Below are 23554 nucleotides of genomic sequence, written 5' to 3' on the forward strand. Positions count from 1 at the left end.
TTCATCAGGGCCAGCGGTCAATCGCGCCGCACAAATAGGCCGGACAAATGACCGCTACGCAAAACGATCAAAATCACAAAGAAAACCCTTGCAACACCGGAGCTGTCCACAAATTGCATTATCCGCAGGATAGATGTGTCCAGTAAACCGCCTAGATTGGCTTTTACAAAAGATTGCGAAACAACCGATAGTCGGCGACACAGCGCGAGTATTTGTGAAATTTTTTTCAAGTTTTGGGAATTGTCCTAAACTTCGTTGACCAAGCGCACGCTCCACCTATGAATAAAGCTGTGCAACAAAATGCGCGCACTGAAATTTCTTGCGTTCCTGATGCTGTGGAGGAAAACTATTTCAGGAGCGACGAGCAATCGACCTAGGGAGGAATTCCATGAACTATAAGAAACTCAAGACAGTTCTTGCGTCAACTGCACTCGTCGGCAGCATCTCGGCCGCAGCTCCGGCGGCGGCTGAGGGGATCATGTGCGAACCCGGTGAGACGTATATCATGAACGTCATGGTCTCGGGCCACCCCTACTGGGTGCCTGTCTACCAGGGCTTCAAACAGGCGGCCGAGGCATTCGGCTGCGAAACGGTATTCTCGGGCACACCCGATTACGATATCACCAAACAAATCGCATCGTTCGAACAGGATCTGGTCAAGACCCCCGCCGGTATCCTGCTGCACCCCATGCAGTCGGACCCGTTCATCGAGCCGATCAACCGGGCCATCGGCAACGGCACCGAGATTGTAACCTTTGCCGCCGACAGCCCGAACTCGGACCGGACCGCGTATATTACATCGGACAACCTGGCCGAGGCGAAATTTGCCGCCGAAGAGATCGTCAAGCAAGTGGGTGACAGCGCGGAATATGCGGTGCTGGAGAACCCGGGCCAATCGAACCACGACCTACGCGTGACGGCCCTGGTCGCATATATGGAAGAGAATTATCCGAACATGAACCTGGTCGGTCGTCAGGCCACCAATCAGGACAGCAACGCCGCCTATCGCGCTACTGCGTCGATCATTCAGGCCAACCCGAATGTGGCCGCGATCTGGATCCCTGAGGCAGGTTCAGCCGAAGGCGCGGTTGCGGCCAAGCTGGAAGCGAACTCGGACCTGCTGATCATGCATGCGGATGTGACGCCTACAACGCTGGAACATATCAAGGCGGGCAACATTCACATGTCGTTGAACCCCAACCAGGGTGTGCAGGGCTTCATGGGCTTCATGGCGGTGCACTTGGCCAATCGGGCGGATGTCTTTGACCCGTTCAACGACTGGCAAACCAGTGGTTTCAACCCCGTTCAGATCCCGTTCATGGACAACGGCTTTGCCGTCATCACCAGGGACAATGCCGACAGCTTTGACCTGAACGTCTATATGGAAGGCCGCGATCCGGCCTGATCCCCGAAAAGGGTGCTGCCTTGCAATCGAAGGCAGCGCCCACCCCAAACGAAACTGGGCGCGATGGTGTAATGCAAGACGATGTGATCCTGAAAATCTCGAACCTCAGCAAGTCCTTTGGCCCAGTCAAAGCCTTGCGCGGCGTCGACTTTGAACTGCGCAAAGGTGAGATACACGCCATCGCAGGCGAGAACGGGGCCGGTAAATCGACTTTGATGAACGTGATCGATGGCATCCTGCAACCCGATGACGGGCAGATCATGCTGGATGGCAAGCCGGTCAAGATCACCTCGCCGACAATGGCACAGCGTCTGGGCATCGGGTTTGTCCATCAGGAAATCGCCTTGTGCCCGGATGTGTCGGTTGCCGAAAACATCTTTATGGCCAAGACAAATGTCAGCAGGTCCTGGCTGATGGATTACAAAAAGCTGGAGCATGAGGCCCGCGACGTCTTTCGCCAACTCAGCAATATTGATCCGGCCGTTTTGGTCAAGAACCTGTCGATCTCGAACCAGCAACTGGTCGAGATTGCAAAGGCGCTGACCCTTGATTGCCGTATCCTGATCCTCGACGAACCCACCGCCGCACTGACCGAGGCCGAGGCACAGACCCTGTTCGGGATCATGCGTGACTTGGCGGATCGAGGTATTTCCATCATCTATATCTCGCACCGCATGGTCGAGATATTCGACAATTGCGACCGGGTGTCCGTGTTCCGGGATGGCCAACATATCGTGACGCAGAATGTGGCAGAGATTCAGCCCTCGGACGTGGTCAATGCCATGGTCGGACGGGTGATCGACAATTTGTATCCCGAGAAACAGACCAAAGACGAGAAATCGGACGATATCCTGTTGGATGTGCGCAACCTGACCGAGGCGACACGGTTCCGCAATGTATCCTTCAGCCTGAAAAAGGGTGAGATTCTGGGCATCGCCGGGCTGATCGGTGCAGGCCGCAGCGAGATCGCCAAGGGTATCTGCCGTCTGGAAGGCGACATCTCGGGAGAGGTCTGGCTGAATGGCGAAAAACTAAACCTGCGCACCTATCAGGACAGTATCGCAAAGGGCATGGTCTACCTGTCCGAGGACCGCAAAGGCGACGGCGTGTTTCTGGACCTGCCGATCTCGGCCAATATTTCCGCCCTGAAGCCCGACCAGGTAGCCAATGGGCTGGGGTTGATTCAATCGGCCTCGGAGGAGGCGCAGGCCGAAGCGCTGGGTCGAAAGCTAAACTTGAAATACGGATCCCTCTCCGATCCGGTGTCGTCGCTCTCAGGTGGCAATCAGCAGAAGGTGGCGCTTGCCAAGATGTTGTCGGTGAACCCGCGGCTGATCTTTCTGGATGAACCGACCCGCGGGGTCGACGTGGGCGCAAAAGCTGAAATCCACCGCATTCTGCGGGATCTGGCGCGGGATGGCGTCGGAATCGTCGTGATCTCCTCGGAGCTGCCGGAACTGATCGGTGTGTGTGACCGGGTGCTGGTGGTGCGCGAAGGGCATATCAGCGGTCAGGTAACGGATGAGGATATGACAGAAGAAAACATCATGCGTCTGGCCTCGGTCCTGGATGCGCAGGCCACGGTTGCATGAGCGGAGAAAACAAGATGGACAACACAGTGAATATGGCCCAGGCAAACCCGAGCGACAGCACCTCGCCGCTGAAACGGCTGTTTCGGATGCGCGAAACCGGGCTGATCGTGATCATTCTGGGGCTGTTCCTGATCATGTCCTTTGCCTCGCCCTACTTTCTGACTTGGGCGAATATGCGGGCCATGTCGATGGCCTTTGCGATCGATGGCATTCTGGTGATTGGGATGACGATCCTGTTGATTTCGGGCGGGATAGACCTGTCGGTCGGTTCGGTCACGGCCTTGGCAATGGTGATCGCGGGCTGGCTGTTTCTCAGCGGAGTAGACCCCTGGGTTGCCTCAGCAATTTCCATCGCTCTGTGCACGGGGATCGGAGCTTTCATGGGGTTTTTTGTGACCCGCGTGGGTCTGCATCATTTCATCGTGTCGCTGGCCATCATGGTCATCGCGCGCGGCGCCTGCCTGTTGTTTACCGGAGGGCGACCCCTGGGTCTCTATACCCTACCGCCGGAGTTCAAGTTCATCGGGCAAGGCAGCATCGGGCCAGTTCCGATTGTAATCATCATCTTTCTGGTCTTTGTGATAGCCTTTGATTTCATGCTGCGTCGGACGACCATGTTCCGCAAGGTGTTCTACACCGGCAGCAACGAAAAGGCCGCCGCGTATTCCGGCATTCGGACCAAAAAGGTCATCTTCCTGACCACCACCCTGTGTTCGACCCTGTGCGGGATCGCCGGGATCATCTACATGGCGCGGTTCGGCTCGGCCCAGCCCACCTTTGGTCTGGGGCTAGAGCTGACGATCATCGCCGCCGCCGTGATTGGCGGGGCCAGCCTGAATGGCGGCTCGGGCTCGATCCTGGGTGCGATTCTGGGGGTGATCCTGCTATCGCTGGTGTCCAGCTCGCTCGCGCTGCTGGATGTGTCGGTCTACTGGCAGGATATCATCCGCGGTTCGATCCTGCTGAGCGCGGTGACCATCGATCATTACCTCAACAAACGGCGGGGGTAGACCATGACGGATAAACAAAAGGACTTTGAACTGATCCGACAGATCCACACGGTGCTGATCCTGCATTTCATCGAAGGTCAGAAACAGTCGGACATCGCCAAGGCGCTGAACCTGTCGACGTCCAAGGTGAACCGGCTGATCACGCAGGGCCGCCGCATGGGTATGGTGAAGATCGACATCGAAACCCCGTTCCAGACGTTGATGGATCTGGAGCGCGAGCTGGCACAGACCACCGGTCTGAACGATGCAGTGGTGACGCCCTCGGTGTCGGGCAGTGTCGAGACGACGCTGCAACAGGTGGGACGCGCCGCTGCGGGTCGTCTGGTCGAGACCCTGCGCGACGGTGACGTGATTGCGATTACCGGCGGCAAGGCCGTCAGCGCCGTGGTGGAAAGCCTGGCCCCCGAACAATCCTTTGACGTGACCGTTGTGCCGCTGACCGGCGGGGTTCAGGGCAAGTATTACACGGACGTCAACCATCTGGCGACGCAGATGGCGGAACGTTTGGGCGGTCAGACGATGCTGATGCATGCGCCGCTGTTTGCCGAAAGCCAGCAACAGCGGGACATGCTGATGGACGTCGCTTCGATCCGCGACGTACTGAATCTGGCACGGCGTGCGAATGTGGCGCTGGTCGGGATCGGTTCGATCGAGCCGGAATGTTCAAGCTATTACGACCTGCATCCCGTACCGGATGCGGATCGCAAGATGCTGATTGGGATGGGTGTCGTGGGCGAGTTTCTGGCACATCTGATCCACAGCAACGGCGCTGTATCGAACTACGCTCTGAACTCGCGTCTGGTCGCATTGCCGCCAGGCGATCTGGCCGAATGCACAAGGGTGATCGGTGTGACCGCAGGCCCGCTTAAGGTGCAGCCGATCACTGCGGCGCTGAACGGTAAATTTTTGGATTCACTGATTGTCGATGAAGAGACCGCCAAGGCGGTTCTGGAAGAAATGGAAGGAACGCAGAATGTCGCATGACATGCTGACACGTGAAATCGGCACGTCCGGGATCGAGGCCTCGGCCATCGGGCTGGGCACCTGGGCCATAGGCGGCTGGATGTGGGGTGGCACAGATGAGGCCAAATCCATCGCCGCAATACAGGCCTCGGTCGATGCTGGCGTGACCCTGATTGATACCGCCCCGGCCTATGGGCAAGGCGTGGCCGAGGGCATCGTGGGCAAGGCGCTGAAAGGCCGTCGTGATCAGGTGGTGCTGGCCACCAAATGCGGGCTGGTCTGGCACACGCAGAAAGGCAACCACTTCTTCGACTATGACGGCCGACCGGTGCATCGCTATCTGGGCAAGGATGCGATCATTCATGAGGTCGAACAAAGCCTGACCCGTCTGGGGACCGACTATATCGACCACTACATCACCCATTGGCAGGACACGACGACACCAGTGGCCGAGACGATGGAAGCGCTGGAGACGCTCAAGCAGCAGGGCAAAATTCGCTCCATCGGGGCCAGCAACACTTCGGCGGACGACGTTCGGGCCTATGTTGCCGCCGGTCAGCTGGACGCCATTCAGGAAGAATATTCTATGGTCAAACGTGACATCGAAAGCAGCCTGCTACCCGTCTGCAGCGAGAACGGGGTTTCGGTGCTGAGCTATTCCTCGCTGGCGCTTGGCCTGTTGACGGGCAAGGTCGGCCCCGACCGGGTTTTTACCGGCGATGATCAGCGCAAGGACAACCCGCGCTTTTCGCAGAGCAACCGGGAAAAGGTGGCCGAGTTGATGAAAACCATAACGCCGATTGCCGAGGCGCACGGCGCGACGCCAGCGCAGACGGTCATCGCCTGGACTGTTCAGCAGCCGGGCATCACCTTTTCACTGTGTGGGGCGCGGGATGCGGTGCAAGCGGCTGAAAACGCACGGGCGGGCCAATTGCGCCTGTCGGCTGAAGATATTGCGACAATCGATCAACAAGCAAAACACCACCTGAGCGATCTGGACGCCTGATCCCGGATCAAAACCAAAACACAAAGACCATTGAAACACTGTTTCAATGAACAGGAGAGTTATGTCCGATCAACGGGAACAGAACCTGGCCAGCCTGCGCAGCGATGCGGCCTTTGACGCGGTCGTCATCGGCGGCGGCGTGAACGGCATCGGCGTCTATCGCGATCTGTCCCTGCAGGGTTTGCGCGTTCTGTTGGTAGAACGGAACGACTTTTGTTCAGGCTGCAGCGCCGCGCCGTCCCGGATGATCCATGGCGGGCTGCGCTATCTGGAAAACGGTGAATTCGATCTCGTGCGCGAGTCCTTACGCGAACGCGATGCTCTGCTGGAAAACGCACCGCATCTGGTGCGCCCGCTGCCCACAATGATCCCGATCACCTCTCGGTTCTCCGGAATGCTGAACGCGGCGGCCAGCTTTGTGGGCTGGAAGGGAAAACCTGCCAGCCGGGGCGCGGTTCCGATCAAGCTGGGGCTGTCGCTATACGACTGGGTAACGCATAGCCGCCGGGTTTTGCCGCGCCACGGGTTCAACTCGGCCGCGCAGACGCGGCAGACCTGGCCCGATCTGACGCCCAAGGCCACACGGTCGGCTGTTTATCACGACGCATGGATCAGCCACCCGGAACGCCTGTGCATCGAAATGCTACGCGACACCGCACGGGCCAATCGCGCCTCAGTCGTGCTGAATTATGCTGAGCTGGACCAGCGAGACGGTACCTATCACCTGCGGGATGTGCGCACGGGAGCGACGCTCCCGGTTCGGCCAAAGGTCATTGTCAATGCCACCGGCGCGTGGCTGGACGACACGATCCGCACGCTGGGCAATGGGCTGGACAAGCCGATGGTGTCTGGCACCAAGGGCTCTCACCTGATCATCGACAACCCTGACCTGCTGAAGGCACTTGGCGGACATATGGTATATTTTGAGAATACCGATGGCCGGGTGTGTATCGTGTTTCCCTATCTGGGCAAGGTTCTGGCCGGGTCGACGGATATCCGGGTTGAACGCGCCCGGCGGGTGCGCTGCGAAGATGAGGAAAGGGACTACATCCTTGGATCGCTGCGCCTTGTGTTCCCTGACCTGACGTTTTCATCCGACGACGTCGTGTTCAGCTATAGCGGTATCCGCCCCCTGCCTCACAGCGATCATGATTTCACCGGGCGGATTTCCCGCGGCCATTACACCAGGCGCCTGGATGGAGAGGTGCCGCAATTCTGCATGATCGGTGGCAAATGGACCACCTTCCGCGCCTTTGCTGAACAAACAGCCGATGAAGTGCTGGCCGAATTGGGCAAAACCCGACGCCAGTCCACACTTGGCAGTGCCATAGGTGGCGGGGCCAGTTTTCCTGCACAACCGGCAGTTCTGGAAGAGGAATTGGTGCGCCACTACCAACTCAGCACTGAACGCGCCGCGCATTTGGTGACTCACTACGGTACGCAAGCCCGACAGGTGGCCCAAGGCAGTCCGGCGATTGCGGACACGCCCCTGGCCCCCGGTTGCCCTTACACGCGCGCAGAAATCCGACTGCTGCTGCGTGAGGAATATACTCAAACGCTCTCTGACATCGTGCTGCGTCGGACATCGCTGGCCATTACCGGCGGGATATCGATGCAGGTCATCGACACTCTGGCCGATCTGCTGGCGCAGGAGCGAAACCTGTCCAAACAGGACCTAAAACATCAGCGCAATGTGCTGATCAATGAATTGTCGGAGTTTCACGGCGTATCCGCCGAGACGCTGACCGCCAGAAATATCAAACGGAGTGAAGAATGCGTATTAGCAGCAAAGCCCGCATGAACCGAATGTTCACCAATGGTGGATGTCTCGACGTTGCAGTTGATCACGGGGTCTGTAACGAGCCCAGCTTTATGGTCGGTCTGGAAGACATGCCTGCAGTCATGAACACATTGATCGAGGCAAAACCGGATGCGATCCAATGCGCCTATGGGCAAGCAGATCTGTTGCAGAACCGCCCGGAAAAAGACAAGCCAGCGCTGGTCATGCGTATCGACATGGGTAACCCGTACAATGATCAACGCCACAGGGTGATGTGGTCTATGCTGCAAAACGCTGATGAACCAATCATCGGTGCGCTGGAAATGGATGCGGCAGCCGTCGTGGTGAACTTGTTCATGCTGCCGGATGAACCCGAACTGTTTCGTCAATGCGTCGAGAACATTTCACGCGTTCGGGCTGCGTGCGACAAATACGGGATGCCGCTGATGATCGAACCTCTGGTCATGCTGCCAAATGACATTCGCGGCGGCTATCAGGTAGACGGAAACGCGGAAAAGATTGTGACTCTGGTGCGTCTTGCCTCGGAAATGGGGGCAGATATCATCAAGGCCGATCCAACCGAGAACGCGCAGGATTTTCACCGCGTGATCGAGGCGGCCCGGGTTCCGGTTCTGGTTCGCGGCGGTGGCAAAGAGGATCTGAAGACTGTTCTTGAAAAATCGGCGGCCTTGATGGCGCAAGGCGCGCAGGGCATGGTCTATGGACGCAACATTTATCAGCATGACAACCCAAAGGCGGTTGTGTCGGCCCTGATGGCAATGATCCACAACGGCGCAAACGGCGAGGAAGCCTGGGATATCTACAACCGTGGCTGAGAAGAGCACATTTTTTCTGGGGCTGGACGCCGGGAACACTGTAATCAAGGCCGTCCTGTTTGATCAGGACGGGCATCAGGTTGCGGTGCACGCGCTGGACGGGCAGTCCTCGACGCCCGAGCCGGGATTTGTCGAACGTGACCTGAATGAGCTTTGGGCCAACGCGCGTGACGCAATTGGCGGCTGTATCGCCAAGGCTGGCATTCAGGCGGATCAGATTGCCGGTGTTGGATGTGCGGGCCATGGCAACGGGCTCTATCTGCTGGATCGGGCAGGGAGCCCGCTGATCGGTATTCAATCGCTGGACACCCGTGCCGCGGATCTGGCGGCACAGCTTTCCGCGGCCAACGGGGATAGATTGCACGAGATTTGCCTGCAATACCCCTGGCCCTCGCAAACTCCGGTTTTGCTGGCCTGGATCAAGCGACACCGGCCCGAGATTTACGACCGCACACAGACCATAATGCTGTGCAAGGACTTCATTACGTTCAAACTGACCGGTGAGCGAGTCAGCGATATGTCGGACATGTCCGGCTGCGGACTGACCCGAATGCCGGACTGTGTCTATGACGACGAATTGCTGACGCTTTACGGGCTTTCGGATGCGCGGGATTTCTTGCCGCACCTGATTGACCCCGGGGATATTGCCGGGGTCGTGACCGCTGATGCAGCTGCCGCGACCGGCCTGGCGCCCGGAACCCCGGTGATCGGCGGGTTTTTCGACGTGATCTCAAGCGCCATGGGGTCAGGTGTGGTTGCCGCGGGCGAGGCTTCGATCATCGCCGGAACCTGGAGCATCAATCAGGTGTTCTCAGCAGCGCCGGTCAACGACCGGAACGTCTTTATGGCCTCGTGCTTTGGCCGGGATCGTTTCGTCAATATCGAATCCAGTGCGACATCGGCGGCCAATCTGGAATGGTACGTGCGCGAGCTGGTTGAACGCGGCGGGCATCACGATGACCCGTTCGGTTATTGCAATGTGCAGATCGGGCGGGTGACACCCCGGGCAGATGATCCGTTCTTTCACCCCTTCCTCTATGGCTCAGGTCAGGGCGCATCGTTCCGTGCCGGGTTTTACGGGCTGGCTGGCTGGCATGGCGAAGGTCATATGCTGCGCGCCCTGTTCGAAGGTGTGATGTTCGAACACCGCCGCCATATCGGGGTACTGGAACAAGCGGGTGCTTCGCTTGATCGGGCCATTCTTTCGGGTGGTGGTTCGCGCAGCCCACTTTGGCCGCAGATGTTTGCAGATTGTTTGGGCTTTCCGATCACCGTGGCTGAAGCCCGCGAGACGGGCGCTCTGGGCGCGGCTATTGGCGCGGCCCGTGCAGTGGGCGAGGTAGGAACCTATGAGGAAGGGATCGCCCGGATGACACGCGTTAAACAGGTTTTTGAACCCGATCCGGGCATGCACACCCACTATGGCGACCGATACGACACTTATCTGGATCTGATCGAAACGATGCAGGACTTCTGGTCGCGCGCGCACATGCGGCAAGACCGAGCCTGAAACTACGCTATGATCGGCACACAAATAACAGGCAATCGAGATTGACCATGACACAGGCAACACGCCTTGATGGCGACTATGACTATATCATCGTCGGGGCCGGAACCGCGGGATGCGTGCTGGCAAACCGGCTGACCGAAGACCCCGACACGCGTGTATTGCTGCTAGAGGCCGGAAAATCCGACAATTACCACTGGGTGCATATACCGGTGGGTTACCTCTATTGCATCGGCAATCCCCGCACCGACTGGATGATGAAAACCGCGCCCGAGCCCGGCCTGAACGGGCGGTCTCTAGTCTATCCGCGTGGTAAGGTGCTGGGGGGCTGCTCGTCGGTCAACGGCATGATCTATATGCGCGGGCAAGCGGCGGATTACGATCACTGGCGACAGATGGGCAACACAGGCTGGGGCTGGGATGACGTTCTGCCCTATTTCCTGAAATCCGAGGATCACCACGGCGGCGACACCGATGTGCATCGCAGCGGGGGTGAGTGGAAGGTTCAGAAACAAAAGCTCAGCTGGGACATCCTGAAGGCGGTTCAGGACGGAGCAAAAGAATTCGGTATTCAGCCGCGCGACGATTTCAACGATGGCGACAACGAAGGGTCGGGTTTTTTTGAAGTGAATCAGAAGAACGGCGTGCGTTGGAACACCGCCAAAGCCTTTCTGCGCCCGGCCTCAAAGCGCCCGAACCTGCGGGTGATAACCCAGGCCACCACCGACCGCCTGATCTTGGACGGTAAATCCGTGCGCGGCGTCCGGTTTCGCCACAAGGGGCAAGTGTTGGAGGCACTTGCGGGGCATGAGGTGCTGTTGACTGCGGGTGCGATAAACTCACCAAAGATATTGGAGCTTTCAGGGATCGGTCGCGGCGATGTGCTCAGTTCGCTGGGCATCGACCTTCTGCACGAAAGCAACGGCGTCGGAGAGAACCTGCAGGACCATCTGCAGATCCGAACCGTGTACAAAGTGAAGAACGCTAAAACGTTGAACACGATGGCGAATTCCATCTTGGGCAAGGCTCGGATTGCTTTGCAATACGGGCTGACCCAATCAGGCCCAATGTCGATGGCACCCAGCCAATTCGGGATGTTCACCAAATCCGATCCCGCGCTGGAAACGCCGGATCTGGAATATCACGTCCAGCCTTTGTCAACCGACAAGCTAGGCGATCCGCTGCATCCCTTTCCCGCCATCACCGTGTCGGTCTGTAACCTGCGTCCCGAAAGTATCGGCAGTAGCCATATCCAAAGCCGAGATTTGGATCAGCAGCCCGATATTCGGCTGAACTACCTTTCCGCTGCACGGGATCGATCGGTTGCCGTCAAGTCGGTCCAACAGACCCGCCGGATTATGACGGCCAAAGCGCTTGAACCTTACCAGCCGCAAGAGATTCTGCCCGGCCCGGCCATTCAGGATGAGCCGGATCTGATGAATGCCGTCGGAGATATCGCAACAACGATCTTTCACCCGGTTGGTACGTGCAGAATGGGACAGGACGACAAAGCGGTCGTGGATCCGCAATTGCGTGTCGTGGGTCTGACGGGACTGCGCGTCGTAGATGCATCGATCATGCCAAAGATCGTGTCGGGAAATACCGCCTCTCCGGTCATTATGGTCGCCGAGAAAGCGGCTGACCTAATCAGGAAATCCAGAGCATAACTGGGTTAGTTTTGGAAAGTGGATCCGCTGCGACCCTGTTTCAGGGAGCGTCTCCACAGAGTGTTTTCTGTGACGTGAGCGATGATAGATGCCCCACAAGTATCAATGATACCTGTCGGGACAAGTTTGAAAAAGCACGGTATCGGGTGGTGAATGCATTAGAGTTCAACGAAAGCCTTCGGCAACGTGGTGAATTGACGACTTGGGTTTCAGGTGATCTGGCCAAGATATGGTCGCCGCCGCGGTGCAGGACTCGCTGGGGACAGGCGATTTATTCGGACATAGCGATCGAGATTTGCCTCACTTTGTGGGTCGTGTTTCGGCTTGCCTTGAGACAATCACAGGGCTTTATGCGATCGATTTCCAAGCTGATGGCTGGATCTTGTGGCGCCGGATTACTCGACGCGATAGCGACGCGGTAAGGGGCTGATAGTGGCCCCAAACCGGCGCGCTTCAGAAAAGCCGATCACCCTGAGTGTGGATAGTACCGGTCTGAAAATTCATGGTGCCCGGAGCCGGCATGAAGAAAAGCACGGTGCTAAGAACACCTGCAAAACATGCCGCAGACTGCACATCTCCCTTGACCCAGAAACCGGCGATATCGCCGCGGAGGAGTTGACCACTGAACATGCAGGCGATGAAACTGCTGTCCCGGATTTGCTCGCCAGAATTGAAACCGGTGTGGGCTGTTGCTTCGCGGAAGAACGCGGTTCACGGGGCGAATGCACAGCGCAATCAACACATCACTGCCATCGCCGAACATGGTAGAATGAAGTGGCAAACCAAGGCAGGATACAATCAGAGGTCAAAGGTTGAAGCCCAGATCGGCAGTTGGACACAAGTACTCAGGAATCGCCTGCAAGCGTGCGATTTCGACAATCAAAGATCTGAAGCGAAAATTGCATCAACAACGCTCAACCGCATGACAGCTCTCGGTCGTGCGGCGTATGAGCGGGTCTTTTGAAGTGATGGACAATGGGGTCAATCCGCCTCAATCTTGTTCCATGCAACACGGTCGCGGGGCTCTTTGGCAAACAATGCCCGTGAATTAATTTTCTGTATCTACGTCCGAAACCAGACGCATGCCGAGGTGTGCCGGGGGTGCGCCGACGGCGCAACCGCCTCGTGCTGGATCGCGCACGAGGAAAGGCACCGCGGCGACATGCTCACCACCGACAAAAAAGGCGGGGCATCGATCAGGGTCGATGTCTTCGCTGGCCCCAGCATAACAGTCCTGAGTCCATTCCCAGACGCTGCCGTCCAGATCAGCGATCCCGTGCAGTGATATCGAAAAGCTGCCTTGCGGTTTCAGAGCACGTGGAGCGAGCCCTTCGGTCAGATAACTTGAGGCCCATGTTAGTGATGGGTCGGTAAAGATCGGGTCGGGATCTTCAGGCAGAACTGACAATGCCATGTGGTTCCATTCCGCTCTTGTGGGAAGGCGAAAATCGTGACTAGTGGCGGCATTGATCCAACGCAAGTACTCGCTTACGTCTACATAATTGAGCCCGGTAGCGGGCGTTGTAGCCGGATCGAGACCCGACCGGGTGTGTAATTTCAGCGTACAACCACCGCTTTCGTGGCACAGATTCCATTCAGTGACCGTCACTTCGTGGCGTTGAACGTAGAGCGTTTCACCGCCGGGGAAAATGACCGGATTATCGGCCATTTCGGGCATCAGTTGTGTTTGAAAGAATGGCCCATTCAAAAACAACACACTTGCACAGATGACCACTGCCACACTCAGACCTGCCCAACCTAGATTGGTTGGATTGGTGATCCTTTGCATGGCAGTGGTTTTCATGATCTGAAGCCCAGCGGCGTTAGGTTGCAAATGGCCGGGGGGCTACAACCTGTTCCATCAGGTTATTGTCCCAGTCCCCTTCGACAATGAAATGCGCGGTGGCCCCCAGTAGCGCGGCTTCGATCAGGTTGTGGTTCACATAGGCATAAACGCCTGGCTGTTCGAACGTGTACATTGCGGCAACTGCACATCCTCCGCGGACGAACCATGTTTCGACACCGGTCTGAGGCGCATCGGTAAATGAGGTCTCCCAGACATAGTTACCGTGGCCGCCGATCAGGTGCGGACGGGTGTCGCGGTTGGCCTGATTGTGAATCATCAGAACCGTCTCGCCGACGTTGAACTTCAGCGCGTTCTCACCGGTCAGGGCACCCACCGCGCCGTTAAACACCGAATGTGTCGGGGTCAGCGTGCGCATCGCATCCAGGCTGTCGGCATAGTCGTCACCGGCGGCCTCATAGGTCTTGTACTCGCCGTTTTCGTCCTGGGGCAGATAGTAATCCTGCTCGCCGATATAGGCGATCTTGTCATATGTCAGCGGATTGCCATCCGCGTCCTTCAGGCCATCGCGCGGCAGCACCATCACCGCACCGTTCATGCCATGGGTGACGTGATACGGGATCATCGCCCCGCCCGGCGCGCAGTGATAGGTAAAGCAGCCCGGCTTGGTCGCCTTCCAGCGCAGCACGGTTTCCTCGCCAGGATAGACATGGGTCAGGCCACCGCCACCCAACGCACCGGTCGAAGCGTGGAAGTCGATATTGTGCTCCATCACGCTGTCTTCGGGGTTGCGCAGGGTCAGTTCGATCATGTCGCCTTCGTGGCAGATGATCAGCGGGCCTGGGACTGAACCATTGTAGGTCAGAGCCCAGACAGACGCGCCGGTATCCTCGTCAACGACCATAAGACGCTCAGTTGTCTCCATGGTGATTTCGATGATCTTTGGTCCGCCTGTGGCCACCTGCTCGTGCTCTGGTGCAAAGGGTGGTGCAACGAGTTCCTGTTTAACACGGGTATAGCCAGACAAATCCGCCGGTTTGGCTGTGCTGTCAGCCTTTTGTTCACCCGCAACTTTGTAGAGTTTAGCCGAGGCTGCATCTGCCTTGAGCGGCATTGGTGTACGACGAGCTGCCATGGCACCTGCGCCGGTCATAGCTGCGGCGCCTGCCAGAACCGATCCCCGCAACACATTGCGGCGGCTGGTTTTCATAAGGCCGGGGTTGATGAATTTGGTCATAGTATCCTCCTTGAGGTCGGATGAGTGCAGCGAGTAAGCATTTCGCCGCCGTATCGGGGATCAGAAGTTTTCAAGTTGGGCTGTGAAACGCGCCTTGGCTTTTTTGGGGACGCGGCCTTCAAGGAAACCCTCGGGAATTTCGACGTCACCCACCGCTACGGTCATCACCATGCCCATTGCATAGTGGGGTTTGCAGATCACGCCATAGACGCCTTCGGTATCCAGCGTGACTTCGATTTCCTCATTGATTTTGCCCTTAAACGGCTCGGCGCCATCAGGGAGCATGCCTTTGGCTGTTTCCGCGTTGTGGCCCTTGTCCGATGCGATGAACTTGATCGTGTCACCCGGGGCAGCCTGTACAAACGCGGGCTCGAACACCATGCGTTCACCATCACTGCCTTTGTTGAGCATTTGCACCTCGAAGGTTTCCGCGAAGGCGGCACCGGCCAGCAGGGTGGCCAGTGCAACGCTGGTTGTAAGCGTGCGGATCATCGAATTGTCCTTTCCTGAATGATCTCTTGGGCCTGACTCTATTGATTTCCGCGATCTGAAATTTGCGCTGGCGCAAGGTTTGGTGCGTTTTCGGGAAACACTGACCGTTACGATCTGGTTTTGCGGCTGTGATTGTGCCAAATCAGGTAAGCCATGATGGAAGCAGCCAAGAAAATATTGCCGCGGCTTGATGAAAGCCTGCTGACGCATTTGCCACCATTTTCAAAACTGGATCGTCGGCAAATCCGCACGATTCTGGATCAGGCCAGTTCGCGCCGCTATGAAGCGGGCGCGCATATCTTTGAAGAAGAAGACCCGGCCGATCGTTTCTTCATGTTGCTGGATGGCTATGTCCGAGTGGTGCGGGTTACGCAGACCGGTGAACAGGTCACCGCGTTGCATATCCCTGCAGGCCAACTTCTGGGAATTGCAAAGGCGATCGGGCGCGAGACTTATCCGGCCACGGCAGTCACGGCGACGGAGTCCATCGCGCTGAGCTGGCCCACCAGACTGTGGGATACTTTCGTCACCGAATATGACGGCTTCGCCACTGAAACCTACAAGACGGTTGGCCACCGTGTAGGAGAAATGAACACCCGTATTGTGGAGCTTGCGACGCAACAGGTGGAACAGCGCGTGGCTAACGCGCTGTTACGTCTGATCAATCAGACTGGTCGCAAGGTGGAGGATGGGATTGAGATTGATTTCCCCATCACCCGACAGGATCTTTCAGAGCTTACTGCGACCACCCTGCATACGGTCAGCCGATTGCTGAGCGCATGGGAAAAGCAAGGTATCGTTGAAAGCAAACGCAAGCGCATCAAAGTATGTGATCCACACGCGCTGGTCGAGCTCAGCCAAGGTTAGTCCGGTCAGGCACAGCTAGAAATTGCGCTCTTCAGCTCTTCCAAAAAGGCCGTTTCATCCAGATCGTATTCCAGACAGGCATCTGAGATGGTGTGAAACGGGTTCACCAGGCATCCGACACATAACATTCCATGCTTTAGGAAAACACGCATTGTCTGCGGCCATTGCGCCATAAGATCCGCAAGCGTCAGGTCTGGATCGTCAATGTTCGGGCAAGGCATTGGGGTTCCTCTCACCCTCGACTTTAGGCTTGGAACCGTTCCAAACGTTGCGCTGGCGCAAACAGTGCCTTCTTCGCTCGGGCTAGCAATAGGCATCCCGATCTGAAGGAGGCCGACGCATGGCTGAAATCTTAACCAAATCGCGGGCGCGAAACATCTTCTACGGGGGCTCGATCTTTTTCGTCGTGATCTTCGTGGCGATGACCGTCCACAGCCACCGTTACGTGGTTAATACGTCAACCGCAGGCATGGAACTCAGCGAAGAGGTCGTTCTGGGCAAACATGTCTGGGAACGCCATTCTTGCATCAACTGCCACAGCCTGCATGGCGAGGGTGCATATTTCGCCCCCGAGCTGGGCAACGTGATGACCCGCTGGGACGTCATGGACTCGCCCGAGGACGCCTATGAAATCCTCGATGGCTGGATGAAGGCGCAGCCCTCGGGCGTCGAGGGACGACGCCAGATGCCCTATTTCGATCTGACCGAAGAAGAGATGCGCGGCCTCGCCGAGTTCCTGCGCTGGGCGGATCAGACCGACACGCAGGGCTGGCCGCCCAATGACGCTGGCTAAGCGGCACGAAGGAGAAATCACATGAAATACCAATCTCAAAAAGTGGCGTATTACTATTTTCTGGCCGCAATAGCCCTGTTCGGCATTCAGGTGCTGGGCGGGCTTCTGGCGGGTTGGATCTATGTCTCGCCCAACTTCCTGTCCGAACTTCTGCCATTCAACATCATCCGCATGATCCACACCAACGCGCTGATCGTCTGGCTGCTGCTGGGCTTCTTCGGGGCGGCGTATTTCCTCATCCCCGAGGAATCCGAGCGCGAGATTTACTCGGTCAAACTGGCCTATCTGCAACTCATCATCCTGCTGGTGGGGACGCTTGGCGCGGTCGGCTCATATCTGGTGGGCATCCATGGCGGGCGTGAGTTTCTTGAACAGCCCCTGTGGGTCAAGTTCGGCATCCTTGTTGCGGCGCTGATCTTTCTGTTCAACGTCTCGATGACCGTCCTGGCGGGCAAGAAGACGGCAATCACCAATGTGTTGCTGATGGGCCTGTGGCTGCTGTCGCTGCTCTGGGTGTTTGCGTTCATCAACCCGGACAACCTGAGTCTCGACAAAATGTACTGGTGGTTCGTCGTGCACCTGTGGGTCGAAGCGACCTGGGAACTGGTTATGGCCGCTATCCTCGCCTTCCTGCTGCTCAAGCTGACAGGTGTGGACCGTGAAGTGGTGGAGAAATGGCTCTATGTCATCGTCGCCACCGCTCTGTTTTCCGGCATCCTCGGCACCGGACACCATTTCTACTGGATCGGTCTGCCGGGCTACTGGCAGTGGATCGGTTCGATCTTCTCGACCTTCGAGGTGATCCCCTTCTTCCTGATGATGAGCTTTGCCTTCGTCATGGTCTGGAAGGGCCGCAAGAACCACCCGAACAAAGCCGCACTATTGTGGTCGCTGGGGTCGTCCACCGTGGCCTTCTTTGGCGCCGGTGTCTGGGGCTTCCTGCACACCCTGCATGGGGTAAACTTCTACAGCCACGGCACGCAGATCACCGCAGCCCACGGCCACCTTGCCTTTTACGGGGCCTATGTGGCGCTGAACCTGGCGGTCTTCACCTACGCGATGCCGATGCTGCGGGGCAGGGCGCCCTATAATCAGGTGCTGAACATGGCCTCGTTCTGGCTGATGACCGGCGGCATGGCGTTCATGACCTTCGTGCTGACCTTCGCAGGCACCATCCAGACCCATATGCAGCGGGTGGTCGGTGACTATTACATGGACGTGCAGGACGCCCTGTCGATCTTCTATCTGATGCGGTTCGGCGCCGGTGCTGCCGTGGTGATCGGTGCGTTGCTGTTCATCTACTCGATGCTGGTCGTGCGCAAGCAAGAGATCATCACGCCCGGCGCCGCAGACTCGGTTCCCGGAGAGTAAGCCATGAACATGCAAACACCTCCGACCCTGCCGTTCTATCAGCCCGTCGCGCGTGAATGCGAGCTGTTCGAGACGGCCTATGACAATGGTTTGCCCCTTCTTCTGAAGGGGCCGACCGGCTGCGGCAAGACGCGCTTTGTCGAACATATGGCGGCCAAGATGGGCAAACCGCTTTATACCGTTGCCTGCCATGACGACCTGTCGGCGGCCGACCTGATCGGGCGCTACCTGCTCAAAGGCGGGGAAACCGTCTGGGTCGATGGCCCGCTCACCCGTGCGGTGCGCGAGGGCGGCATCTGCTACCTCGATGAGGTGGTCGAGGCCCGCAAGGACGTGACCGTGGTGCTGCACCCGCTCACCGATACGCGCCGGACACTGATGATCGACCGCACAGGGGAAGAACTGGTGGCACCACCGGGCTTCATGCTCGTGGCCTCCTACAACCCCGGTTACCAGAACGTGCTGAAGCGGCTGAAACCCTCGACCCGGCAGCGGTTCCTGTCCATCTCGTTCGACTTCCCCAACGAAGAGATCGAGATTGCCGTAGTGGCCCGCGAAAGCCGCCTTGAACCCGGACGCGTCGCGCCTCTGGTACGTCTGGGCGGTCATATCCGGGCGCTGTCGGGCATGGACCTCGAAGAGGGTGTCTCGACCCGTCTGCTGATCTATGCCGCCACGCTGATGGCCGGGGGCATGGGGGTCAATCAGGCGATCGAGGCCGCCATTGTCGAACCCCTGACCGATGAGGCCGACATGCAGCAGGCACTGCGCGATCTGGTTGCCACCATTTACGGATAAGCGTCATGCGACTTCTCGATCTCATGGAACCCGAAGAAACCGTTGGCAATCTCTGGCACGAGGTGGCCAGCGGGATCGCGGCGCATGTCAGCTACCCCGAGGCCGGTGTTTCCCTTGCCTCGGTCCGACCCAGCCTTGCGGTCCTGTTCCGTGCGCTGGGCGGAGCGCCCGGCGTGGAACTGGCCGAGGCCCCCGCGACGCTGGTGCGCCACCGCCGTCCGGTGCGCCGCAATCTGGGGGCTGAGCGGGACCGGGAATGGGTGGCGGGGTATGACGGCGAACGCCTGTCGCTCCCCCCGGTCATCGCTGCCTTCCCCGAGCCACACCTGAACCGCGCCGCCTATTTCTGGCTGACCGCGCTGGCGGCGGTCAGCGAAGTGACCGATTTCGATCTTGAAGGGGATGGCGCTGTCTTGGACGGGGCACAAATTCGCGCCAATGCCGCAGCCGCCGACCGGGCCTATGCAAGCTGCCCTGGCCTGCGCGGTGACTACGCCCGGATGGCAGAACACTGCGCCGCCACACGGCTCGACGTGATGCGCCCCACGCCTGAGGCACAGATCGAAACCGCGATCCGCGACCAGCTTTGCGGCGCAACACCGGCAATCGGCGCCGAAACCACTTCGCGCGGCTATGAACCCTTTGCGCCGGTACCGATCTGGCTGCGTTTTTCCCGCCCCGGATCGGGTGCGGCGGCAACCGAAGAACAGGCCGACCCTGCGGCCCCTCCGCCCAATGCCGCACTTACGAGCCGGAAACTGGGCCACCGCAAGGATCAGGATCAGCAGAACCGAAAAGACAGCTTCATCATCCACCGCTTTGAATCGATCCTGTCCTGGGTCGAGTCGATGAATATCAACCGCAGCGTCGATGACGACGATGACGAGAACGCCCAGAAAGCGGCCGAGGATCAGGACCAGATCATTCTGTCGAAACAGCATCGCAAGGCGGCAACGCGCCTGCGCCTGCATCTCGACCTTTCCCCCGCCGATGCCGATCACGAAGCCTTGGCCGGTGAGCATACCTATCCCGAATGGAACCACCGCGCGCGCTCCTACATGGAGGGGCACTGCCGCGTGCTGGATGCCCCGGCTCAGCCCGACGCCGCGCATCCCTTCCACCCGAACGAGCGCCGCGTCCGCGAAGTGCGCCGCCAGTTCGAAGCCCTGCGCCCGCGCCGCATCAAACAGCCGAGGCAGGTCGACGGATCGGAGCTTGACCTCGATGCCCTGCTGACCACACGGGCGGATCTGGCCGCAACCGGGCGCGGTTCCGACCGCATCTGGCAGGCCGTGCGCCAGACCGAGCGTGATCTGTCGGTCGCCTTCCTGATCGACAATTCCCGCTCGACCGAAGCCGCTATCGGCGACACCTCGGTTATCGAAGTGGCGCGCGAGGCGATCGGCGCGCTGGCCGCAGGCATCGACGCGGCGGGTGACCGGCTGGGCATCTGGGGCTTTTCCTCACTGCGCCGCGACCGGGTGTTCCTGACCCGCTGCAAGACCTTCGACACCCCCATGAGCCCCGACATCACCGCCAATATTGGCGCGCTGAAGCCGGGCCACTACACACGGCTGGGCGCCGCCATCCGGCATGTCAGCGCGCAACTGGCCGAGGAACCCTCGGCCCACAAGCTGCTCATCGTGCTGACCGACGGCAAGCCCAACGACCTTGATCATTACGAGGGCCAGCACGGGATCGAAGACAGTCACATGGCCGTCCGCGAAGCCCGACGCGCAGGGCAGAGCCTGCATGGCGTCGTCATCGACGAAGACGGGCAGGACTGGTTCGCGCGCATCTTCGGGCGCGGCGGTTTCACCCTGCTGCCCAACCCCGAACGGCTAACCCGGGCATTGCCCGATATTTATCGCACTCTGACAAAGGAAACTTGACATGCGTGTCCTTCCCTTTTTCCTGACCCTTCTCGCATCCCCGGTTTGGGCCGAAAGTTTTGACCGCCCGATCCCGCAGGCCCAATCCGCTACCGCCGAGTTCTGGTTCGCAGTTGGCAGCGTCACGTTGATCGCCGCGCTGGGGGTTGTGCATTGGCTGGTGTCGCGCCGATGACCCAGGAGAGTTGGACAGTTACCCGTATTACCCTGGTTCTGTACCCGTTAGGGGCAGGCGCCATGGCAGTTAACGTTTTCTTCTTGTCTCTGATATTCAGCTGGATAGGCGGACCGGTTCTGTCGACCGGATGGTCCATCGCGTTGGGCTGTGTAATTGGTGGACCTGCGACATGGTATTTTGCCAGTCACATACGGCACCTGATGGATATCGCCGATGGCAGAACAGAGGGCTAGGGATTAGCTGTGGCAAACTCATCAATGCAACAGATGCGCGCCTGGCGTGGACTGGCGCTGTTCAGTTACGGATTTCGCCCGTTCTTCCTGTTCGCTTCGGTCTGGGCTGTGCTGTCCATGCTGCTTTGGATCCTGATATTGTCTGGTGTGCTGACATTGCCTACGCGGTTTGATCCGGTATCGTGGCACGCCCACGCTTTTTTGTTTGGCTACCTTGGTGCTGTGCTCGCAGGATTTCTGCTGACCGCAGTGCCAAACTGGACCGGTCGATTGCCTCTGGTGGGCTGGCCTCTGATCGCGCTTTTTGCGATCTGGTGTGCAGGACGCGTCGCGGTTCTGACCTCTGCATTCCTTCCGCTTGGATGGGCCGCCGCCATTGATCTGATATTTCCGATAATCCTTGGCGGGCTGATATTGCGTGAGATCGTGGCAGGCGGGAACTGGCGCAATCTGTTGGTTCTGGGGTTGCTGGCCCTGTTCACGATTGCAAACGCGCTGTTCCACATCGAGAACGCACGTGGCGGCTTTGCAGCCCAAGGCATTGGGTTACGTATGGGGCTCGCCACTGCATTGATGATGGTTGCAGTAATTGGCGGTCGGATCATCCCTTCGTTCACGCGCAACTGGTTGGTTCAGCGGCAGCACAATAAACTCCCGGCGCCTCCGATGCAGTCATTTGACAAAGTCGTGCTTGTGGCGACGATGGCAATTCTAATGCTGTGGGCGGTTCAGCCGGCCCTGAAAGTCTCCGCTGTGCTGCTTCTTTTGCTGAGTGTCCTCCATCTGGTACGTCTATTGCGTTGGCAAGGTCATCAGACCGCACCAGAACCGCTGCTTTGGATGCTGCATGTCTGTTACGCTTTCATTCCATTGGGTGCATTTGCGCTGGGAGCGGCCATATTATCGGGCAGCTCCGGGCTTGCTGCAGCACAACATCTTTGGATGGTTGGCGCTATCGGCGGGATGACACTTGCCGTCATGACCAGAGCCACTTTGGGCCACACCGGCCGTCCACTGCGCGCAGACCGTATGACGGTTACAATCTATTTTGCGCTTTTGGTGGCAGTTGCCGCGCGGCTATTCGCTGATAAAGTACCGAGCCTAACCGATCTTTCGGGCATCTTCTGGCTTCTGTCTTTTGGTGGGTTTGTTTTGTGCTACGCTCCTCTTTTGGTCCGCTCCACAAAAACAGGCTAACGCTTGGAAACTGCCGTGCGACCGAAACTATAGCGCTCCAAACCATCCGGAACTATCGAGTCAAAGTTTGCACGCCGGCCCTGGCTCTGGAAAATGGAAGAAAGGCGAGGACGTGAAACGATTAGTTGCAACCAAATATTTCCGCAAACATGTTTGGGAAGCGGTCTTTGATCGTTGAAAATTAAAAAAATTTTCCCCGTTTTGTAAGACCGCATCAATAGCGGTCGTTTAATCCACCATAGCGAAGGACCTCTTTGTCTGCTCACCTGCTATTTGCCACCTCGTTCTGAACGTCTGGAATGTGCGGTTCGCGACTTGCTGCACGAGCGAGACTTTAGGTGTTGTCCAAGGTCAAGTAAGGGCTCAAAGGACATATTCAAGCTCACCACAGAGAACATCGGCAGTGAGCCCAATGCAGACTTTGGTTTCAGTGGTGTGAACGTAGGGTATATTTTGACCATACTAACGGAGACGTAACAAGGAGCTTCACCCAAGAAGACGCAGCCGACGTCATTAATGAGAATAAACGGGACATCAACCGACTCAGAATGACAACAACCAATATCATGACAGTGCATCAACTTAAGTTCTATCTCGACTGGCTTGATCTGAATAAGGTGGAAGTCGACAGAACTACAGTTTCACTTCCATCGTTAATGGAAATTGAGGCAATGACCGCCGCCTTTGTGATTTCGTATGGACGGCTGTTTTCATCCACTACCGGAGTGACAAAGTACGTTAGAAAAAACGTCCCAGAGGAACATAAGCATGCACATGATGAAATAATCTCACTTCGAAATGAACGCTATGCACACCACGGAGATCATGAGTCGTGCGGTGTAGGGTCAGGACCCTAGCTAAAGCGGATGCGCTGCATGAGCTTTGACCAAGGCGGCACGACGTAAGCTTCAAGCGGCAGGCAGCCA

Annotated in this window: 23 protein-coding genes and 1 pseudogene; 20 read left to right on the forward strand and 4 right to left on the reverse strand. The window is 57.9% G+C overall.

Annotated elements, in window-relative coordinates:
• Positions 1-388: 388 nt before the first annotated feature.
• The 12 genes and pseudogenes from AC2FGC_RS18840 to AC2FGC_RS18895 all read left to right on the forward strand — a co-directional run bounded on the left by AC2FGC_RS18840 (position 389) and on the right by AC2FGC_RS18895 (position 12730).
• Positions 389-1405, forward strand: coding sequence for a substrate-binding domain-containing protein (locus AC2FGC_RS18840; protein WP_496783129.1), 1017 nt, complete (start codon positions 389-391; stop codon positions 1403-1405).
• Positions 1406-1476: 71 nt separating this feature from the next.
• A complete protein-coding gene (locus AC2FGC_RS18845) occupies positions 1477-2997 on the forward strand; it encodes a sugar ABC transporter ATP-binding protein (RefSeq protein ID WP_496783134.1) in 1521 nt (506 codons plus the stop codon).
• A 14-nt stretch (positions 2998-3011) separates the two neighbouring features.
• On the forward strand, positions 3012-4007 hold the full coding sequence (locus AC2FGC_RS18850) for an ABC transporter permease (protein ID WP_496725647.1): 996 nt from the start codon (positions 3012-3014) through the stop codon (positions 4005-4007).
• Between the two features lie 3 nt (positions 4008-4010).
• Positions 4011-4991, forward strand: coding sequence for a sugar-binding transcriptional regulator (locus AC2FGC_RS18855; RefSeq protein WP_496725646.1), 981 nt, complete (start codon positions 4011-4013; stop codon positions 4989-4991).
• Positions 4981-5976 (forward strand): aldo/keto reductase, encoded by a 996-nt coding sequence (locus tag AC2FGC_RS18860; protein WP_496725645.1) that lies wholly within the window; start codon positions 4981-4983, stop codon positions 5974-5976. Before AC2FGC_RS18855 ends, AC2FGC_RS18860 begins: the two co-directional genes overlap by 11 nt.
• Before the next feature lie 61 nt (positions 5977-6037).
• Positions 6038-7777: a glycerol-3-phosphate dehydrogenase/oxidase gene (locus AC2FGC_RS18865; RefSeq protein WP_496783136.1), complete on the forward strand. Its 1740-nt coding sequence runs from the start codon at positions 6038-6040 to the stop codon at positions 7775-7777.
• Positions 7750-8592, forward strand: coding sequence for a class I fructose-bisphosphate aldolase (locus AC2FGC_RS18870; RefSeq protein ID WP_496725643.1), 843 nt, complete (start codon positions 7750-7752; stop codon positions 8590-8592). Before AC2FGC_RS18865 ends, AC2FGC_RS18870 begins: the two co-directional genes overlap by 28 nt.
• Positions 8585-10102 carry an FGGY-family carbohydrate kinase gene (locus AC2FGC_RS18875; RefSeq protein WP_496725642.1) on the forward strand — a complete coding sequence of 506 codons (1518 nt, stop codon included), beginning with the start codon at positions 8585-8587 and terminating at the stop codon, positions 10100-10102. Before AC2FGC_RS18870 ends, AC2FGC_RS18875 begins: the two co-directional genes overlap by 8 nt.
• 47 nt (positions 10103-10149) lie before the next feature.
• Positions 10150-11766, forward strand: a complete 1617-nt coding sequence (locus AC2FGC_RS18880) for a GMC family oxidoreductase (RefSeq protein WP_496725641.1) — start codon at positions 10150-10152, stop codon at positions 11764-11766.
• A 149-nt stretch (positions 11767-11915) separates the two neighbouring features.
• Positions 11916-12188, forward strand: coding sequence for a transposase (locus AC2FGC_RS18885; protein WP_496779729.1), 273 nt, complete (start codon positions 11916-11918; stop codon positions 12186-12188).
• Between the two features lie 55 nt (positions 12189-12243).
• Positions 12244-12381: pseudogene (locus AC2FGC_RS18890) on the forward strand (IS5/IS1182 family transposase); the annotation flags it as partial.
• A gap of 13 nt (positions 12382-12394) precedes the next feature.
• The gene (locus AC2FGC_RS18895) at positions 12395-12730 is read left to right on the forward strand and encodes a hypothetical protein (RefSeq protein ID WP_496725769.1); all 336 of its coding nucleotides are present in this window, start codon (positions 12395-12397) and stop codon (positions 12728-12730) included.
• Between the two features lie 84 nt (positions 12731-12814).
• On the opposite strand, the gene AC2FGC_RS18900 is transcribed toward AC2FGC_RS18895, so the two are convergent.
• Genes AC2FGC_RS18900 through AC2FGC_RS18910 form a run of 3 tightly spaced genes read right to left on the reverse strand, consistent with a single transcriptional unit; the run spans position 12815 to position 15299 of the window.
• Entirely contained in the window at positions 12815-13570 is a 756-nt protein-coding gene (locus AC2FGC_RS18900; RefSeq protein ID WP_496725639.1) for a formylglycine-generating enzyme family protein, read from the reverse strand.
• Between the two features lie 19 nt (positions 13571-13589).
• On the reverse strand, positions 13590-14807 hold the full coding sequence (gene nirK, locus AC2FGC_RS18905) for a copper-containing nitrite reductase (RefSeq protein WP_496725638.1): 1218 nt from the start codon (positions 14805-14807) through the stop codon (positions 13590-13592).
• Positions 14808-14867: 60 nt separating this feature from the next.
• The gene (locus AC2FGC_RS18910) at positions 14868-15299 is read right to left on the reverse strand and encodes a pseudoazurin (RefSeq protein WP_496725637.1); all 432 of its coding nucleotides are present in this window, start codon (positions 15297-15299) and stop codon (positions 14868-14870) included.
• A 153-nt stretch (positions 15300-15452) separates the two neighbouring features.
• On the opposite strand from AC2FGC_RS18910, the gene AC2FGC_RS18915 reads away from it, so the two are divergent.
• Positions 15453-16166, forward strand: a complete 714-nt coding sequence (locus AC2FGC_RS18915) for a Crp/Fnr family transcriptional regulator (RefSeq protein WP_496779736.1) — start codon at positions 15453-15455, stop codon at positions 16164-16166.
• Between the two features lie 5 nt (positions 16167-16171).
• Here the strand turns inward: AC2FGC_RS18915 and AC2FGC_RS18920 are convergent, their stop codons facing one another.
• Positions 16172-16387 carry a DUF1858 domain-containing protein gene (locus tag AC2FGC_RS18920; RefSeq protein ID WP_496725636.1) on the reverse strand — a complete coding sequence of 72 codons (216 nt, stop codon included), beginning with the start codon at positions 16385-16387 and terminating at the stop codon, positions 16172-16174.
• Positions 16388-16506: 119 nt separating this feature from the next.
• Between AC2FGC_RS18920 and AC2FGC_RS18925 the strand changes: the two genes are divergently transcribed.
• The 7 genes from AC2FGC_RS18925 to AC2FGC_RS18955 all read left to right on the forward strand — a co-directional run bounded on the left by AC2FGC_RS18925 (position 16507) and on the right by AC2FGC_RS18955 (position 22628).
• The gene (locus tag AC2FGC_RS18925; protein WP_155147961.1) at positions 16507-16959 is read left to right on the forward strand and encodes a c-type cytochrome; all 453 of its coding nucleotides are present in this window, start codon (positions 16507-16509) and stop codon (positions 16957-16959) included.
• Positions 16960-16980: 21 nt separating this feature from the next.
• A complete protein-coding gene (locus AC2FGC_RS18930; protein ID WP_496725635.1) occupies positions 16981-18330 on the forward strand; it encodes a cbb3-type cytochrome c oxidase subunit I in 1350 nt (449 codons plus the stop codon).
• A 3-nt stretch (positions 18331-18333) separates the two neighbouring features.
• Complete coding sequence (locus tag AC2FGC_RS18935) at positions 18334-19128, forward strand: CbbQ/NirQ/NorQ/GpvN family protein (protein ID WP_496725634.1); 795 nt, start codon at positions 18334-18336, stop codon at positions 19126-19128.
• Positions 19129-19133: 5 nt separating this feature from the next.
• Positions 19134-21020 (forward strand): nitric oxide reductase activation protein NorD, encoded by a 1887-nt coding sequence (locus tag AC2FGC_RS18940; RefSeq protein WP_496783140.1) that lies wholly within the window; start codon positions 19134-19136, stop codon positions 21018-21020.
• A gap of 1 nt (position 21021) precedes the next feature.
• The gene (locus AC2FGC_RS18945; RefSeq protein WP_496725217.1) at positions 21022-21195 is read left to right on the forward strand and encodes a protein NnrT; all 174 of its coding nucleotides are present in this window, start codon (positions 21022-21024) and stop codon (positions 21193-21195) included.
• A gap of 62 nt (positions 21196-21257) precedes the next feature.
• A complete protein-coding gene (locus tag AC2FGC_RS18950) occupies positions 21258-21431 on the forward strand; it encodes an NnrT protein (RefSeq protein WP_496725632.1) in 174 nt (57 codons plus the stop codon).
• A 9-nt stretch (positions 21432-21440) separates the two neighbouring features.
• Positions 21441-22628 carry an NnrS family protein gene (locus AC2FGC_RS18955; RefSeq protein ID WP_496783142.1) on the forward strand — a complete coding sequence of 396 codons (1188 nt, stop codon included), beginning with the start codon at positions 21441-21443 and terminating at the stop codon, positions 22626-22628.
• Positions 22629-23554: the final 926 nt, after the last annotated feature.

This window comes from Ruegeria sp. CDSC054, assembly GCF_059610645.1.